Below are 16468 nucleotides of genomic sequence, written 5' to 3'. Positions count from 1 at the left end.
ATTTGCCATACAGAAAAATGCGAACAGGATCGAGTAAATAGCGTACAGACTATTTTCAGAAAGATTGCAGATATGGCTCTCCACCTGGAGAGCCATTGCGGTCGTGATTAACGCATCTCACGGTCGTCAACGTACTGACGTTTATCCGGCGCTGGCGGGAAGTACTGATACAGCCAGGTTTCGCTGATGGCGTCGCCCTGGCAACGCAGGAACATACGCATATCTACCGGGTCGGTTGAGTCAGACGTCGGATACCAGTCAAACTGGATACGGTAGCCGTCGATAGGCTCCACGTAGAGGATCTCAATCTGTTTCGCTTCACCGCTGGAGAGCGTAATCACCGGTTCAATGCCTTTCGGCGCAGCGGCTTTCAGATCGCCACCGACGAAGTCCACGGCAAAACGGCGCGCCCATTTCTCCGGGTAGTGCTCGCCCGGCGCCCATCCTTCCGGGAAGCCGCCCATGCCGGTACGGGTCGCCATCACGCGAGCTAACGGCGAACGTACCGGCGGCTGCGCGCTCCAGTACAGACGATATTTAAATTCCAGCTCATCGCCGGCTTTAATCGACTTCTCCGGCTGCCAGAAGCAGACAACGTTATCCAGCGTTTCGCCCGTCGTCGGGATCTCCATCAGGCCGATGGTCCCCTTGCCCCACTGGTTACGCGGCTCGACCCACAGGCTCGGACGCTTGTTATACCAGCCCATGATGTCCTGGTAATGAGAGAAGTCGCGATCGAGCTGCAGTAAACCAAACCCTTTCGGGTTGTTATCGGTATAGGCATTGAACTGCAGTTTTTGCGGGTTATTCAGCGGACGGCAGATCCACTCGCCGTTGCCCCGCCACATCGCCAGACGATCGGAGTCATGAATTTGCGGGTGAATGGTGTCGCACATCCGGCGTTCATTGTTACCACAGCTGAACATGCTGGTCATCGGCGCAATGCCGAGCTGTTTAATGTCTTTACGCGCGTAGATATGGTTTTGTACATCCATGATCACCTGCGTTTTCTCGCAGTGGATCGTGAACTTAAAGGCGCCTGTTACGCTTGGGCTATCAAGTAGCGCATACACGGTAAAGGAGGTCGCTCCCGGTTTGACCGTTTCGAACCAGAAAGCGGTGAAATCAGGAAACTCTTCTTTGCTGTCGGTATAGGTATCTACCGCCAGACCACGCGCCGATAAACCGTACTGGTAGGTGTCATCCACTGCGCGGAAGTAGCTGGCGCCGAGGAAAGAAACCACATCACGACGGGCCAGTTCTGGCGCTTTAAACACGCGGAAACCCGCGAACCCGAGGTCAGTTTGCCCTTCCAGTTGTTTGGTATCCACACCCGCGTCGTTGTATTTAAACAACTCCGGACGGAAGTGGATTTCACGCGCCATATGCGTACTGTCATCGACCGAGAACATGCGAACCCGGCGGCGGAATCCCATTCCCACATGGAAGAACTGCGCATCAAGCTGACGATTTTCAACATTGTTCCACAGAGACTGCTCTGCGTCATATTGAATGCTGTTGTAGGCCTGCGGCGTCAATTTCGCCAGCGTGTCGGGTAACGCACGCGGCGCGCCGCCCCAGGGTTTCTGTGCTAAGTCGTGGGCCATCGATTGCAGAACGGAAAAATCAAAACGTACGGTTTTTCCGTCTGCAATGTCTGACTCTGCCGCAAAGGCGGCGCGGGAAAAGAGTGATGCAATACCACTGGTTCCGCACACGGCGGCCATTGCCATTGAACCTTTAATAAATCGTCTGCGATTCATGCCTGAAAGTGAGTCCTTCTGGTCGTGTAAATGGTCCCGCGCCGGTCAAAATCTGCGGCAAGAGAGTGCACATTTCTGACCGCTCACTCTAGACAAAATTCATTAATAATCCAATTGTTGGTCGCCGATTATCTGTACAAAATCGAAAATATTTTATGTCGATGGGAACAGACCGAATCCCGTGTAAATTCCGTTAAAGTAAACCACACCGCCGTTTACTTCTCTCCTCCGCCTCCTGATACAGCATAAACTCGTCATATACCGTGCAACCCAGTGCCTGTTCAAACGCGTCGCGGCTGGAATTCCCGTGGCTGCGAGCCTGAGTTTCATTACCCAGATTTGACTGGAAAATCCCCGCAGCGCTCACCGGTAAGAAATCTTCGTAGGTGATAGGTTGCGCGACCAGCCAGCCCCGCTCAATAAGCGGTTGCGGATCGTCATCCGGGCGAATAGCCTGGCGATGCGCTTCGCCTGATGGCGTCAGTCGATAACGAAACCAGGCAAGTCCCTGCTGGCGCAGCAGAAACTCACTGTCCGGGAACGCCTTGAAAACCTCCTGAAGATGTAACTGATGCGTCAGATTATCTTTTCCCGTTCCCGCTTTATTCAGCAGTTCGTCATACAAGGCTCTGCCTTTCGGCGTGAGCGCTACGCCGCGCTGTTCAATCTCACCAAAACGCGCCGTGTGAGTACCGCGCATTTCACCGGCAAACAGCACCGGTTCTTCCAGCGCTTTGAAACTGGTCTGACGTAATAAAATCGGCACCTCGCGGCGCGGCGGCCCTTCAATCAATATTTTCGGCTCTATGCCGCATTCCGGCATCATGGACTGTACCCGGTCAATATCCAGCGTGCGCGGCGTCAGATGGTTGATGTGACAACCAGGGAAACACACCACATCTGCAATCAACCGGTGTTCGTTGTGTAATGCGTGATAGGTCGCTTCATCTACCGTGGCGTGCTGATGCCAGCGGAAAGTTTCCAGTGCTTCATGGACAAACTCCTGCGCCTGCTCAGGCGTAAAACTGCCCTGCGCATCAAACTCATCCAGTAGTTCATGACAACGACGAGTGAAAATGTCGCGTTTCGCGAGGATCTCCGAAGCCTTTTGCCGCAGCGCTACGTTCTCGATTAATTCGAGCCGTAATAACGATGTGAATACCCGAAACGGGTTGCGCGAAAGCGATGCATCGTCGATGGGCCGAAAAGCAGTGGAATGTACAGGGACGCCGGCCTGAGAGAGGTCATAGTAACTCACCGGATACATGCCCATAATGGCAAACATCCGGCGCAGCGTAGAAAGTTCCTGCGCAGTACCCACCCGGATGGCTCCGTGGCGCTCAACGTTTAGCCGGGCCAGCTCATCCGCATTAGCCAGTTTTTCATGCAGCGTCGGATTATTTTCCAGTACCGCCAGATTCACATCAGCGACAAGTTCCAGCAACGTGCCATACTGCGGGACTTCCTGCTGGTACATTGCTGACATTGCCTGCGAAAATTGTTCCCGAATCTCATCTGCCGTGATGGTGTTCGCCATAATGTCATGCCTCCAGTGAATATTACCTGGAGTGTAGAGAACGCTGCAAAGTCCGGTGGGAAGAATTTACAAAGTGTGACCCCGCGTAAATTTCCCACCCTATACAGACGGCGAACAGAACCTACTGGCGTGGTTTTAAATGACTTTCCAGCCAGGGGAGCATCTGTTTTTTACGGCTGAGCATACCTTCCACTTTGCAGGGCTGCGGGATGTCTGAAAGCTCAGAACCGGCAAACCACAGACTGGTGTCGCCCAGATTAATATCGGTGAGCATGAGCACAACCAGCGCGGCATTTTTTTCCTGCGCATAGCGCGCCATTTCCTGGCGTAATTCATCCAGCACTGTATCAACCTGTTGCAGTGCATACAGTTCAAGTTGCGCCACACAGACCTGATGCCCATGGATAGTGAAGGTTTTAATGTCTTTCTGCAGGAGTTCGCGGGCGCTCATCCCTTCCACGCTCGTTTTGGCAGACAGCAGGTCACGGCTGAAGGCATCAAGGTCTACACCAGCCTTTTGAGTCAGCGCATCGACCGCCAGGCGATCGTCGGCGGTGGTCGTGGGTGAACGAAGCGTGACAGTGTCACTCAACACGGCACCCAGCAGCAAAACGGCCTCCGCAGGAGATAACTGGCTACGCTCATCTTCCGACATCAGTTGCCATAACAGCGTTGCGCTACTGCCGACAGGCTTCACCCTCACTTCTGGCGGCAGACGGGTGACTAATCCCCCGAGTCGGTGGTGATCGATAATCCCCACGACGTTACAGTCTGCCAGCGATTGCGGTCCCTGGGCAGGTTCGGTGAAATCAACCAACCAGACGTCACGATCGGTCAACTCAAACGTCAGCCGTTCAGGAAGCGCCAGCCCCGCTTGCGCAAAGATAAACTGCGTTTCGCGGTTAGCTTCCCCCAGACGCCATGCCGTTGCCTGCTGACCGCGTAAGGTAAGCCAACGCGCCGTCATTGCGGCAGTGCAAATGGCATCGCTATCGGGATTAAGGTGTCCTACTACATGTATCATTAATCAGTGCCTTGTGAAGATAAAGGGTGCAAAAGCAAACAATATTCAAAGTATAACGACCGGATACATTCCCTTCCATGATCCCACCACCCAGCCTGACTGTACAAAACATAAGCAAAATAAATGAGTTGTAAGTAAAATATGATAAATGTTAATAATATTTTGCTATCAAGTTATCAAAAACGAACAACTTCACTTGTCACCGATACGGCTCTGTTTTTAACATCGCTTATGGAAAAAAATGTTCTGTTCAATCAGCGCATTCGCTTGCGCCACCTGCATACTTTTGTCGCCGTTGCACAACAGGGAACGCTGGGGCGCGCGGCTGAAACCCTTAATCTGAGCCAACCGGCCCTCTCCAAAACACTAAATGAACTGGAGCAGTTGACCGGTACCCGGCTCTTTGAACGCGGTCGCCTTGGCGCGCAGTTAACATTGCCCGGCGAGCAGTTTCTTACCCACGCGGTGAGAGTACTGGACGCGCTCAATACTGCCGGACAGGCGTTAAACCAGCGCGAAGAGTCGCAGACTGACGTCGTACGGATTGGGGCTTTACCCACCGCTGCGTTGGGTATTCTTCCGGCGGTAATCGGTCCGTTCCATAAGCAGCAAATGGAAACGACGCTGCAAGTTGCCACCATGAGTAATCCCATGATTCTGGCCGGTTTAAAATCGGGAGAGATCGATCTCGGTATCGGTCGGATGGCCGATCCGGAATTAATGGTCGGTCTGAATTACGAGCTGTTGTTCCTTGAGTCGCTCAAACTGGTTGTGCGACCTAACCACCCGTTGTTGCAGGAAACCATCACGCTGAGTCGGGTGATGGAATGGCCTGTTGTGGTGTCACCAAAAGGAACGGCTCCTCGTCAGCACGCGGAGACGCTGCTGCAAAGCCAGGGTTGCAAAATGCCGCCGGGCTGCATCGAAACGCTGTCAGCATCGCTTTCCCGCCAGTTGACGGTTGACTACGACTATGTATGGTTTGTGCCGTCAGGCGCGGTCCGGGAAGATTTACGTCAGGCGACGTTGGTATCATTGCCGATTCCCACCCACGGGGCGGGTGAACCTATTGGCATTCTTACCCGTGTAGACGTGCAGCTTTCCTCTGCCGCACAAATCCTCATTGGCGCGATACGCAAAACCATACCGTTTTGATACCAAAAATTAAGGGACCATCTGGTCCCTTATAGCGTGTTAAAACGTTTCCCAGTTATCACCACTGGCCGTTGCTGCCTGCGGACTTGAATGGCTCGACGTTTTGGTACCAGGAGCGCGCTTTATCGCACTTGCGCCCTGCAAGCGGAATGTGCCGACGGCTTCAGTTAAACGTGCGGCCTGTTCTTCCAGCGATGCCGCTGCGGCCGACGCTTCTTCAACCAGAGAGGCGTTTTGCTGCGTCACCTTATCCATCTCCGAAATCGCCTGGCTCACCTGCACAATGCCCCGGCTCTGCTCATCAGAGGCCGCCGCAATTTCCAACATGATGTCGGTCACGCGTTTTACCGCATCGACAATATCCGTCATGGTATTACCCGCCGCGACCACTTCATCGGATCCCTGGTCAATGAGTCGTACCGATTCGCTAATCAAACCCTCAATCTCTTTTGCCGCCTGAGCGCTTCGGCTCGCCAGCGTGCGCACCTCGCTGGCGACCACGGCAAACCCTCGTCCCTGCTCTCCCGCCCGCGCCGCTTCTACCGCCGCGTTCAACGCCAGGATATTCGTCTGGAAAGCAATGCTGTTTATAACGGCTGTGATTTCAGAGATTTTCTTCGAACTACCTGAGATATTGCCCATGGTTTTCACCACGCCAGAAACCATCTGACCGCCACGACTCGCCTTGCCGGAAGCATCTTCCGCCAGCTTGCTCGCATGGTGCGCGTTGTCAGCGTTTTGCTTCACCGTAGCCGTTAGCTCTTCCATACTGGCCGCCGTTTCTTCAATCGCCGCGGCCTGTTGCTCCGTACGTGAGGACAAATCGGTATTCCCTGCAGAAATCTCACTGGTACCGCGATAAATTTCCTCTGCCCCCTGGCGCACCGTACCCACGGTTTTCACCAGCGAATGCTGCATAGTTTGCAGATGACGGCTCAGGCGACCAATTTCACTGCGCCCGGTCGGCTCCTCCGGCATAGTCAGGTCGCCTGCCGAAATTTGCTCGATGCGCAGGGCTGCACGTAACAGAGGATGAATAACGGTGCGGCGCAGAACGATAAACGTCATCACGGTGAGCACCAGCGCGAGGGCAAATGCGCCGAGCATAAACGCCATACCAAGTTGCGTACGTCGGTGCGCCTGCTCGCTGAGGTTATTCGCCCTGGCAGTGCGAATTTCAATGGCTTTCAGCAGCACCTTGTTGTAGGCAGAATCCAGCGGTCTGGCCTGTTCATTTTCGTGGTTGATAATCGCTTCAAACATGCCGTTTTTAGCGTATTTCAGCATTGGCTGTAAACCGTCGGTATAGGCTTTGAAGCTGGCGCTTAATTCGGCGTCTAACGCTTCATCAGCAGACGTTTTCACCGTACGCGACATATAAGCATTGAAGCCGTCCTGCGATTGCTTAATCCGTTTTTCTGCCTCGGCGATATTGGCCTTCATGTCATCCATTTCGGCAATACGACTCGCCGCGCCGGCATGGATCATGTTGATACGTGCGGTGCGTAAGTGGTTAGAGCTGTTAGATAACCCCATCCTGACCTGAATCTCGTCGGTCACATCGCGCTGATCGCGATCGGCCTGCATAAGAAAATAGCTTGCCAGCCCTGAACTTAAGGCGAACAACAGAAGGATGCCACCGAGAATGGAGGAAAACAGCGGAACCAGTCGGATTTGATGCAAAAAACCCAGTTTATGCTGGGCCTGCATCGATGTTGTGTTGTCCATGACCGTCGACTCTCTTGTAGGGTTTATGCGTGAAAACACGCCCGTTAGATAGTCATCGGCAATCCGTGAGGTTTACTTACCGCAAAAAGCGCCGGATTCGTCACACTTTCACAACATAATTCTAAAAAATTCAGGAAAGTGCCAGCGGAGAAATCCGCTGGCCAATGAATCAGTTATCGCCAAAATGGATAACGGTACGGATGGACTTACCCTGATGCATTAAATCGAATGCTTCGTTAATTTGCTCCAGCGGTAAGCGATGAGTGATAAACGGATCCAACTGAATTTTCCCGCTCATCGCTTCTTCGACCATTCCCGGGAGTTGAGTGCGCCCTTTTACGCCGCCGAACGCCGAACCGCGCCAGACGCGTCCGGTAACCAATTGGAACGGACGCGTTTTGATTTCTTGTCCGGCGCCTGCCACGCCGATGATGATGCTCTCGCCCCATCCTTTATGGCAGCATTCCAGCGCCGCACGCATCACGTTAACGTTGCCGATACATTCAAAGCTGAAGTCCACACCACCATCGGTAAGCTCAACAATCACATCCTGAATCGGTTTATCGTAATCATTCGGGTTGATGAAATCAGTCGCACCCATTTCACCAGCCAGTTTGAATTTCTCCGGATTGGTATCAACGGCCAGAATACGTCCGGCTTTCGCCTGCACCGCGCCCTGAATCACCGCCAGGCCGATGCCACCAAGACCAAATACGGCCACGGTGTCGCCTTCTTTCACTTTCGCAGTGTTATGTACTGCACCGATCCCGGTAGTGACGCCACAGCCCAGCAGACACACTTTGTCCAGCGGAGCCTGCGGGTTAACCTTCGCCAGAGAGATCTCCGCGCAAACGGTATATTCACTGAAGGTACTGGTACCCATATAGTGATAAATCGGCTCACCGTTATATGAGAAGCGAGTCGTGCCATCCGGCATCAGGCCCTTGCCCTGGGTGGCGCGTACAGCCTGACACAGGTTGGTTTTCCCCGATTTACAGAACTTACACTCACCGCATTCAGCCGTGTACAGGGGGATGACATGGTCGCCCGCTTTCAGGCTGGTGACGCCTTCGCCCACTTCAACCACAATACCGCCGCCTTCATGGCCAAGCACCGCCGGGAATACCCCTTCCGGATCGTCGCCTGAGAGCGTAAAAGCGTCAGTATGACACACGCCAGTGTGGGTAATTTTAACCAGAACTTCACCTTTCTTTGGCGGTGCGACGTCGATTTCGACAATTTTTAGCGGTTGGCCGGGGCCAAATGCAACTGCTGCACGTGATTTCATTTGTCTCTTCCCATTATTGCGAGGTGATGGTGTTATTTTAGATAAGCGCGAAGAAGATGGCCGATTTCAGCCATACGTACGGCTCGCTGGTCTGGCGTTGTCTCGCCGCTGACCAGTTCGTCTTTCAGGTGGATCTCAACCATTTCGCCCATCAGGCCATTGGATGCGCCGCGTACAGCGGCAATTTGTTGCAGGATCGCAAGGCACGGTTCGCCGGACTCCAGCGCGCGCTCAAGCGCGTCAACCTGACCGCGAATACGACGAACACGGGTGAGGATACGTTTTTTATCTTCAGGTGAATGTGGCATACGCCCTCCAGATACTATAGGGGGGTATACTATCAGTATTTTTACATATTTGTAAAATATAAGAATTATTAAATATCATAGACTTATGTTAAGTCGCTATCAGCCATATGCGGACATATGCAGTCTTTTCTATGCCCCCAAAATCTGCGCCCCGGATTCCTAAAAATGAGGTTAGTCGAAATCACCGTCCCCAAACGAACGTCTGTTACAGCAGCAGTTGTGCCGGTGCTGATAGTAACATTCCCGTTGGCGTCAGGTTTTTTGCCGTTTACCGTGAAAGTTAGTAGGTATTCCACGCCGCCGGCCACAACAACCAGATCGTTTGCTGTTGTACACTCAAACCGCCAGCGTGATTTACCCCCACTCAGGAGTAGAGGTTGGTTAATCGCGACTTAGCAGACAAACGTGGGAAGCATAACACCCACCATAAATAGGAGTTGAAACAACTAGTTACTTTTGTAAAATTAGCAGACACGCCCAGGGAAGGTACAGCAAACACAGAAGCCTCAGTGCTACATGGAACTATATAATAACCATAAAAAATCGCGCGTTAGTTAACGGTTTCCTTCATTAAAGGTGTTGTCATGTCTCAAGAGCCCACTGCAGGCCAATTTTTTTGGGGTATTATTCTTTTTGTTATCACTGCTATTCCTCTTGGATGTATCGGAGTTGCTATGCTGGTGATGGCGCAAGGGATAGAGCGTTGGTCTGGTCTTGTTTTCTTAGCTGTTGCTTTTGGCATTAGCCAGAGTATCTGGAGAAAACTGTCTGGAAAATAACTAAGAAACCACAGATCAAAGCAGGATTATTATCCTGCTTTTTTATTGTGCTATGTATCTGCGAACACGGCGCGGGTGTCCAGTTTGTTAAACCAGAACATGCGGGGGCCGCAACACACGTCCAAAATGGTTTGCTGTAACATCACTCCCCCCTTAATGGCTATACCAGAGGCGTGGCAAGCGTTCTTAAATTTCACCTCACACTTCAGGCGACACACGTTATAAATTGCAGCCAAGTCAGGTGGGTCGAATTCATTGTTGATATAATCGTCGAGTGTTTTTCTGGGTGGCATAATTAGCGAAATACTTCTCGCCTCCAGTTCGGTTAGCCCCCGGAACGACCACCAGCTCTTTATCTTTACTACCCGTCATCGATACATTAAGATTTGAATCAATCGGTATTAATACTCACCTCACGCGCAGTAAATCAGTAAAACGCGTCGTATAGCGAGGTGAGAGCATTTCTCGTTTCATTTGCCACGACTGCTCAATCCCCTGTCCGGCAAACCAGATTGTCCCGCGCCCCTTTTTATTCAGCCGATCAATCACCCTCATCAGTTCCGCACTGCCGTGCCGGGGGGCGTTGCCATCAAACAGATTCAGTTGTGCCACGCCAGAACTAAAAAAATCGCCCAACATCACACCCGCTTTTTGATAATGTTGCCCCTCTCGCCAGATAGCGTCCAGGCTGCGCGTTGCCGCACTCATAATTTCCCGTGTGTCCTGGGTCGGGATCAGCAGTTTTACCGACGCGCTGTTAGCGTAATAAGGGTCCTTTAGGGCAAATGGACTGGTTTTGATAAACACAGAGATAAATCGACAGAACTGATGCTCACCGCGCAGCTTTTCCGCCGCACGTGAGGCATAGGTGCAAATTGCTTCACGCATCGCGTTATAGTCCGTGAGTTTTTCACCAAACGATCGTGAGCAGACGATTTCCTGTTTAACCGGCGCAAACTCTTCCAACGCCAGGCACGACTCACCGCGCAATTCCCGTACGGTTCTTTCAAGAACAACGTTGAAGTGTTTGCGAATAAAACGAATGTCGGTATCAGCCAGGTCACGGACGGTTTTAATCCCCATCGCGTCCAGTTTTTTACTGATACGGCGGCCCACGCCCCACACTTCACCAACAGGGAGTGCGGCCATCAGCTTACGCTGGTGGTCAATATTTGATAAATCCACCACTCCTCGAGTCTGTTGCGGCCATCTTTTGGCGGCGTAATTCGCGAGCTTTGCCAGCGTTTTGGTCTGGGCGATGCCAACGCCAACCTGAAGTCGTGTTTTCTGTAGAATTGTGGCCCTTATTTCGAGACCAAAATCCGTCAGATCCCTACAGTTTCTTACTCCCGTCAAATCGCAGAAGGCCTCATCAATACTGTACCTTTCCACATGTGGAGAGAGGTCTTCCAGGATAGACATGACCCGGCCGCTCATATCCGCATACAGTTCATAGTTGGAACTAAAACACACCACGCCGTAGCGCCGGAACAGATCTTTCTGTTTGAAGTACGGAGCACCCATTGTCACGCCAAGCGCCCGAGCCTTCGCGCTACAGGCGATAACACAACCGTCGTTATTGGAAAGAACGACAACCGGTTTGCCTTTCAGATCGGGCCTGAATGCCATCTCACAGCTGGCATAAAACGAATTAACATCCACCAGGGCAAACATAATTAGCCAGCCGCCTTAACGATAAAGGTCACCACGCCAAAGATATCCAGCGAATCCTCGCTGCTGATTATGATGGGCGCGTAGGCTCTGTTCTCTGGCCTGAGCATCACAATTGGATGCAATTGCAGACGTTTAACAGTGAATTCTCCCTCAATGGCGGCAATCACGATGTCTCCATGAGCCGGGTTTCTGGCGCTGTCGACAATCAGCAAATCACCCTCACCGATCCCCGCCCCGACCATAGAATCACCCGATGATTTAACAAAATAGGTTGCGCTGGGATGCTGTACCAGCAGGTCATTGAGATCGATGCCTTTTTCAACGTAGTCCTGCGCTGGAGAAGGAAAACCACAGGGCACAAGGTCGCTGAACAGGGGAAAATGTTTCGTTTGTCGACGTTTTGCAGGCTGGAAAAACAACATAATAATCGGCCTCTCATTTAACTGTATTTATATACAGTAGTTTTAATGAGGACGGCGATCAAGTGACGAAAGTAGCGAACTGGGTGTTGTTTAACCATCTCGTCGGTAAGCTTTTATCGCATCTGGAAAAATAATTTCTGTTTTATTCCGCAGAGGAAGATGTTCATTTAACCGGAACGATAAGGACGGTATTGGCGTAGGTAATAAACATGCTATTTCAGAGAAAGGGTTCCGTTCACCTCAGCCGTATCACTTTTCTAAAGCACAGATACCCGTGAACGTGCAAGGGAGGCTCACCGCCGCCTCCCTTGCATCCCAGGCTCCCGGCGGGATTGTTAAGGGTACGGCGATAGTACCCTTAACACGTTCACTGGCGTTCAGTGTACAGAGAAGAGATACGGCTGAGGTGAACGGAACGCTGATCAAGAATCACATGTTCAACCTGAACGACATTGCGCGCTTGCGGGGCGTTACGTCAGGAACGCTTACGCGGCATCATGCGCAGCAGCGTATTATCCTTCCAGAAGTAGTGATGCATCAGGGCAGCCGCGGCATGCAAAGCAATAACAAAATAGCCCAGGTTTGCCAGCGTCACGTGCCAGGACTTCAGCATCTCCACGAGGTCAAGGTTGGCTTTTGCCGCATATGGCATGACGATGCCAAATGCAATCCACGGATTCCCCCGGTTGTACATCATCACCAGACCAATAATCGGCAACGCAATAAACAACAGATAGATAACCAGATGCCCCAGATGCGCCATTCCGGTCATCATCGGTTTCGGTTTTGGCACAATCGGCGGCGCCGGATATTTCAGCCTGACCAGCAGACGCGCCACCATCAGCGTTAAAATCGTGATGCCACAGGATACGTGCACCATGTTGAACAAGGGACGATAGCTACGCGGGAAAAACCCGCGAAACTCCATGGCGCTGTAGGCCACAATGACCAACAAAAAAACCAGCCAGTGAATACCAATTTGCAGGCCAGAATACTTATTCCCCATAACACTTCCTGAATAAAAACAATAATGCGTCAACATAACGGGCTTTTGTTAAAAATTCATTAATTTTTGTTCATCCATTATCAGTCAGTTACGTTTAAGCGCAAAAACAGCTATTGCCCCGGATGCCCGACTGGACTATGCCTGGTAGGGAAAATATGTCGTACCGCCTCATCCTGACAGGAGAAAACCATGAGTAAAATTGGCATTAACGGTTTTGGTCGTATCGGTCGTCTGGTATTGCGTCGACTACTGGAGGTCAAAAGCAGCGTGGAGGTCGTCGCCATTAATGACCTGACCTCGCCCAAAATTCTCGCCTATCTGTTAAAACACGACTCAAATTACGGTCCATTTCCCTGGAGTATCGACTTTACCGAAGACGCGCTGATTGTCGACGGTAAAAAAATCGCTGTTTATGCAGAAAAAGAGGCCAAAAATATCCCGTGGAAAACCACCGGCGCAGAGATCATCATCGAATGTACCGGTTTTTATACCTCAACGGAAAAAGCCAACGCGCACCTGGACGCAGGGGCCAAAAAAGTCCTGATATCCGCCCCTGCCGGGGACATGAAAACCATTGTTTTTAACGTGAACGACGACACGATGGATGCGAACGATCGAATTATCTCTGTCGCATCGTGCACCACTAACTGCCTGGCGCCGATGGCGAAAGCCCTGCATGACAACTTCGGTATTCAACTGGGCACCATGACAACCATCCATGCCTACACGGGGACACAATCGCTGGTAGATGGCCCTCGCGGAAAAGATCTGCGCGCCTCGCGGGCGGCGGCAGAGAACATCATTCCCCATACCACCGGTGCGGCGAAAGCGATTGGCCTGGTGATTCCGGCATTGAGCGGAAAATTAAAAGGCCACGCCCAGCGCGTACCGGTGAAAACCGGATCCGTCACGGAACTGGTATCGGTATTGGGTAAAAAGGTTACCGCTGAAGAGGTTAATGACGCGCTGAAAAAAGCCACGCTGAATAATGAGTCATTTGGCTATACCGACGAGGAGATTGTCTCGTCAGATGTGATTGGCTCACATTTCGGTTCGGTATTTGATGCGACACAAACCGAGATTACCGAAGTGGGCGATCTGCAACTGGTAAAAACCGTCGCCTGGTACGATAACGAGTACGGTTTTGTGACCCAACTTATTCGTACGCTGGATAAATTTATCAAGCTCTGACGTTGTGGCGGAGGTCGAATGAACGGTATAGCCGCCAAAGTGTAAGAATTGCGCCGGGTGACGTACAAACTCACCCGGCTAAAAACTTAGGACTGCAGATAAACCACCTGCGTTTGCAGATATTCGTTCAGACCGTGTTTACCGTCTGCCCCGCCAATCCCGGATTTGCGCCACCCAGCGTGGAAGCCCTGCATTGCCTCGAAGTTTTCACGGTTAATATAGGTTTCGCCAAACTTCAGCCCCTTAATCGCTTTCATCGCCGTGTTCAGATTTTGCGTGTAAATCGATGAGGTCAATCCATAATCGCTGTCGTTGGCCATCGTCAACGCCTCTTCCAGCGTATTAAACGCCACCACAGGCAGCACCGGACCAAATGTCTCCTCGTGCATAATCGCCATCTCCTGGCGCACATCTAACAGTAATGTCGGTGGATAGTAATAGCCTTTGCCTTCTACCGCCTTACCACCCAGCACCACTCTGGCCCCCTCCTGCACCGCTCGCGCAACTTTCTGCTCTACTCGTTCCAGCGCAGCGGCGTTAATCAACGGTCCCATCGCAATGTCATTGCGCACAGCCGGATTGCCGAACTGTACGGCTTTCATCGCTTCCCCCAGGCGATTAACGAACTGGTCATAAATACCTTTCTGGACGTACACACGTTCGGCACAGTTGCATACCTGTCCGGTATTGATCACCCGTGAGTCAACAATTGCCTTCACGGCCAGTTCAAGGTCAGCATCATCCATCACGATCGCCGGGGCTTTCCCCCCCAGTTCCAGGCAGACTTTAGTGATGTTTTTGGCCGCTGCAGCCATAATTTTCTCGCCCGCGCCAATGCTACCGGTCATGCTGACCATTGCGACTTTCGGGTTTCCGGCCAGTTCCTGGCCAACCGTTTCACCGCGTCCAAGGACCAGATTAAATACCCCGCGCGGCAAGCCGATATCATCAACAATTTTGGCAAAAGCGATGGCATTGTTGGGCGTAAACTCACTCGGTTTAATAACAATGGTATTGCCCGTCAACAGCGCGGGGGCCAGTTTGCGAGCAATCAGGAAGAACGGAAAATTCCACGGTAGAATGCCCGTCGTCACGCCCAGAGCGCGCTTAAACAGCAGGATATTTTCGCCCGGGCGATCGCTTTGCAGGATCTCGCCTTCATAACGACGTGCCCACTCCGCCATGTAATCGATATAATCGGCGGTAAATGCGACTTCAACGTCGGCCAGTTGCTGTATTTTCCCACCTTCAGCCACTATCAATGCGCTGATTTCGCTGGCGCGTTGACGGATACCCGCAGATATTTTGCGTAGCCAGTTCGCCCGTTCAATGGCAGGCAGCGCTTCCCATTCAGGCTGAGCGCGCTGGGCGGCGTCTATCGCTTTACGCGCATCTTCGGCACGTCCATCCGGAATACGTGAGATAACCTCTTCCGTGGCCGGATTGACGACATCAATCCAGGCGTCATCGTGCCAGGTCACAAACTGCCCATCGATATACATAGGATGTTGTACGGGTACTGACATGCGCTTCTCCTGTGATTGATTTGTTTTTAACAAGTAAAACTATTGTTAATTAATATCAATCATGCCTGACGAATTATCACTACAGTGACTGTTCTGTGAGCGGCTTCATAAAAGCGTCTGGCAAAGCGCTGATGAAAGGAAAAAACGGACGGGATTTATGCCCGTTTGCAGCAAAACGCTTACAAACGGGCAGCGGGGATCACAGAGAGCGGCTCTCCAGTAAGTCTGACAACGCGGTATCGCTTTTCAGTTGCTGCCAGGCTGCCTCAACGTTACCGGGAATATCCACATGCACGATAAAATCGCGGCCACAGGGACCATAGCCATTAACATCGTCTCGCAGGCGCGGCAACTCGCCGGTAATGAGCGAAAGATAGCGATCCACTGACCATAGTCCTTCGACCGTTGGCGCAAAGTCCACGCCGTCGCGCTGTTGGACCAACTCCGGGACGAATCCCGGGAAACCCAACCAGCGCGGTGCATGCGGCTCATCGCGGGTTACGCGCTGAAACGTGGCCATCGTGCGGCGTTGCATGGTCGGATCCTGTACCACAATGACGGTATTAATGCTTTCTGTCGCCTGGCTCAGTAACGCACAGCTAAATCGGGCATTCTCACCGCAGTTTGTTGACTGGTCTTCCACCCAAATCTTCTCCCCCGGAATGTGCCAGAACTGGTGAGCGATATCGGCAAGGATCGCCGCTTCTGCACGTCCGGTGGTTCGAATGATATTGTAGCGAGGATGTCGGGCAATCGCGTCATACAGAAAGCGCGTGGAATGACCGATGCCCCCACTAATCAATAAGGGAACCTGTTGGTCTTTCGCGATCCGACAGGCGGCGTCGATGGTCGGGATCACCGCGTTCCCCGCCAGAATTACGCAATCTGACTGAACCGTGATGCCCCCCGTAAAATCGCTCTGCGCCAGCCATTGCCCTACAGTATTAATCGCCGCCAGCGTGGTCGCGGAAAGCGTCGGAAACTGACTCATATTCATGACTCCTGGTGTTTATTCTTTACCGGGTACAGAGGCCGGATGGCGGCTACGCCGTGTCCGGCCTACAGTC

At 52.1% G+C, this 16468-nt stretch carries 14 protein-coding genes and 1 pseudogene; 3 read left to right on the top strand and 12 right to left on the bottom strand.

The features are described 5' to 3' along the window. Positions 1-107: 107 nt before the first annotated feature. From FDW96_RS07835 to FDW96_RS07825, 3 genes are all read right to left on the bottom strand, one after another. A complete protein-coding gene (locus FDW96_RS07835; protein ID WP_079224079.1) occupies positions 108-1763 on the bottom strand; it encodes a glucan biosynthesis protein D in 1656 nt (551 codons plus the stop codon). Positions 1764-1956: 193 nt separating this feature from the next. After that, positions 1957-3300, bottom strand: a complete 1344-nt coding sequence (locus FDW96_RS07830; protein WP_042308247.1) for a VOC family protein — start codon at positions 3298-3300, stop codon at positions 1957-1959. Positions 3301-3421: 121 nt separating this feature from the next. Continuing rightward, positions 3422-4324: a manganese-dependent inorganic pyrophosphatase gene (locus FDW96_RS07825; protein ID WP_137365477.1), complete on the bottom strand. Its 903-nt coding sequence runs from the start codon at positions 4322-4324 to the stop codon at positions 3422-3424. A gap of 231 nt (positions 4325-4555) precedes the next feature. Between FDW96_RS07825 and FDW96_RS07820 the strand changes: the two genes are divergently transcribed. Next, complete coding sequence (locus FDW96_RS07820; RefSeq protein ID WP_038640774.1) at positions 4556-5479, top strand: LysR substrate-binding domain-containing protein; 924 nt, start codon at positions 4556-4558, stop codon at positions 5477-5479. Between the two features lie 39 nt (positions 5480-5518). On the opposite strand, the gene FDW96_RS07815 is transcribed toward FDW96_RS07820, so the two are convergent. The 3 genes from FDW96_RS07815 to FDW96_RS07805 form a co-directional block, all read right to left on the bottom strand. Continuing rightward, positions 5519-7207, bottom strand: coding sequence for a methyl-accepting chemotaxis protein (locus tag FDW96_RS07815; RefSeq protein WP_061381287.1), 1689 nt, complete (start codon positions 7205-7207; stop codon positions 5519-5521). Between the two features lie 169 nt (positions 7208-7376). Next, positions 7377-8495: an S-(hydroxymethyl)glutathione dehydrogenase/class III alcohol dehydrogenase gene (locus FDW96_RS07810; RefSeq protein WP_038640779.1), complete on the bottom strand. Its 1119-nt coding sequence runs from the start codon at positions 8493-8495 to the stop codon at positions 7377-7379. 32 nt (positions 8496-8527) lie between these two features. Next, positions 8528-8803, bottom strand: a complete 276-nt coding sequence (locus tag FDW96_RS07805; RefSeq protein ID WP_003833178.1) for a metal/formaldehyde-sensitive transcriptional repressor — start codon at positions 8801-8803, stop codon at positions 8528-8530. A 584-nt stretch (positions 8804-9387) separates the two neighbouring features. On the opposite strand from FDW96_RS07805, the gene FDW96_RS07800 reads away from it, so the two are divergent. Beyond that, the gene (locus FDW96_RS07800) at positions 9388-9582 is read left to right on the top strand and encodes a hypothetical protein (protein ID WP_042308241.1); all 195 of its coding nucleotides are present in this window, start codon (positions 9388-9390) and stop codon (positions 9580-9582) included. A gap of 56 nt (positions 9583-9638) precedes the next feature. Here FDW96_RS07800 and FDW96_RS25395 read toward each other — a convergent pair. From FDW96_RS25395 to cybB, 4 genes and pseudogenes are all read right to left on the bottom strand, one after another. Next, a pseudogene (locus FDW96_RS25395) lies at positions 9639-9725 on the bottom strand (SAM-dependent methyltransferase); the annotation flags it as partial. A gap of 265 nt (positions 9726-9990) precedes the next feature. Next, positions 9991-11256 carry a Y-family DNA polymerase gene (locus FDW96_RS07790; protein ID WP_042308236.1) on the bottom strand — a complete coding sequence of 422 codons (1266 nt, stop codon included), beginning with the start codon at positions 11254-11256 and terminating at the stop codon, positions 9991-9993. A gap of 2 nt (positions 11257-11258) precedes the next feature. After that, the gene (locus FDW96_RS07785; protein ID WP_042308234.1) at positions 11259-11678 is read right to left on the bottom strand and encodes a translesion error-prone DNA polymerase V autoproteolytic subunit; all 420 of its coding nucleotides are present in this window, start codon (positions 11676-11678) and stop codon (positions 11259-11261) included. A gap of 475 nt (positions 11679-12153) precedes the next feature. Continuing rightward, positions 12154-12684 (bottom strand): cytochrome b561, encoded by a 531-nt coding sequence (gene cybB, locus FDW96_RS07775; RefSeq protein WP_137365476.1) that lies wholly within the window; start codon positions 12682-12684, stop codon positions 12154-12156. Between the two features lie 189 nt (positions 12685-12873). Here cybB and gap point away from each other — a divergent pair, with 189 nt between their 5' ends. Next, positions 12874-13875: a type I glyceraldehyde-3-phosphate dehydrogenase gene (gene gap / locus FDW96_RS07770; protein ID WP_042308230.1), complete on the top strand. Its 1002-nt coding sequence runs from the start codon at positions 12874-12876 to the stop codon at positions 13873-13875. Between the two features lie 86 nt (positions 13876-13961). Here the strand turns inward: gap and aldA are convergent, their stop codons facing one another. Both aldA and FDW96_RS07760 read right to left on the bottom strand, forming a co-directional pair. Continuing rightward, positions 13962-15401 carry an aldehyde dehydrogenase gene (gene aldA / locus FDW96_RS07765; RefSeq protein ID WP_137365475.1) on the bottom strand — a complete coding sequence of 480 codons (1440 nt, stop codon included), beginning with the start codon at positions 15399-15401 and terminating at the stop codon, positions 13962-13964. A 199-nt stretch (positions 15402-15600) separates the two neighbouring features. After that, positions 15601-16398 (bottom strand): YdcF family protein, encoded by a 798-nt coding sequence (locus tag FDW96_RS07760; RefSeq protein WP_170974692.1) that lies wholly within the window; start codon positions 16396-16398, stop codon positions 15601-15603. Positions 16399-16468 lie beyond the last annotated feature (70 nt).

It is taken from the genome of Citrobacter sp. TBCS-15, from assembly GCF_005280815.1.
GTDB lineage: Bacteria > Pseudomonadota > Gammaproteobacteria > Enterobacterales > Enterobacteriaceae > Citrobacter > Citrobacter werkmanii.
Note: the sequence above shows the minus strand (reverse complement) of the source record. Positions and strands in the feature narration are given on the sequence as shown.

Coding starts and splice junctions, on each gene's coding strand:
- FDW96_RS07835 (WP_079224079.1), bottom strand. CDS start 1,763: ATGAATCGCAGACGATTTATTAAAGGTTCAATGGCAATGGCCGCCGTG.
- FDW96_RS07830 (WP_042308247.1), bottom strand. CDS start 3,300: ATGGCGAACACCATCACGGCAGATGAGATTCGGGAACAATTTTCGCAG.
- FDW96_RS07825 (WP_137365477.1), bottom strand. CDS start 4,324: ATGATACATGTAGTAGGACACCTTAATCCCGATAGCGATGCCATTTGC.
- FDW96_RS07820 (WP_038640774.1), top strand. CDS start 4,556: ATGGAAAAAAATGTTCTGTTCAATCAGCGCATTCGCTTGCGCCACCTG.
- FDW96_RS07815 (WP_061381287.1), bottom strand. CDS start 7,207: ATGGACAACACAACATCGATGCAGGCCCAGCATAAACTGGGTTTTTTG.
- FDW96_RS07810 (WP_038640779.1), bottom strand. CDS start 8,495: ATGAAATCACGTGCAGCAGTTGCATTTGGCCCCGGCCAACCGCTAAAA.
- FDW96_RS07805 (WP_003833178.1), bottom strand. CDS start 8,803: ATGCCACATTCACCTGAAGATAAAAAACGTATCCTCACCCGTGTTCGT.
- FDW96_RS07800 (WP_042308241.1), top strand. CDS start 9,388: ATGTCTCAAGAGCCCACTGCAGGCCAATTTTTTTGGGGTATTATTCTT.
- FDW96_RS07790 (WP_042308236.1), bottom strand. CDS start 11,256: ATGTTTGCCCTGGTGGATGTTAATTCGTTTTATGCCAGCTGTGAGATG.
- FDW96_RS07785 (WP_042308234.1), bottom strand. CDS start 11,678: ATGTTGTTTTTCCAGCCTGCAAAACGTCGACAAACGAAACATTTTCCC.
- cybB (WP_137365476.1), bottom strand. CDS start 12,684: ATGGGGAATAAGTATTCTGGCCTGCAAATTGGTATTCACTGGCTGGTT.
- gap (WP_042308230.1), top strand. CDS start 12,874: ATGAGTAAAATTGGCATTAACGGTTTTGGTCGTATCGGTCGTCTGGTA.
- aldA (WP_137365475.1), bottom strand. CDS start 15,401: ATGTCAGTACCCGTACAACATCCTATGTATATCGATGGGCAGTTTGTG.
- FDW96_RS07760 (WP_170974692.1), bottom strand. CDS start 16,398: ATGAATATGAGTCAGTTTCCGACGCTTTCCGCGACCACGCTGGCGGCG.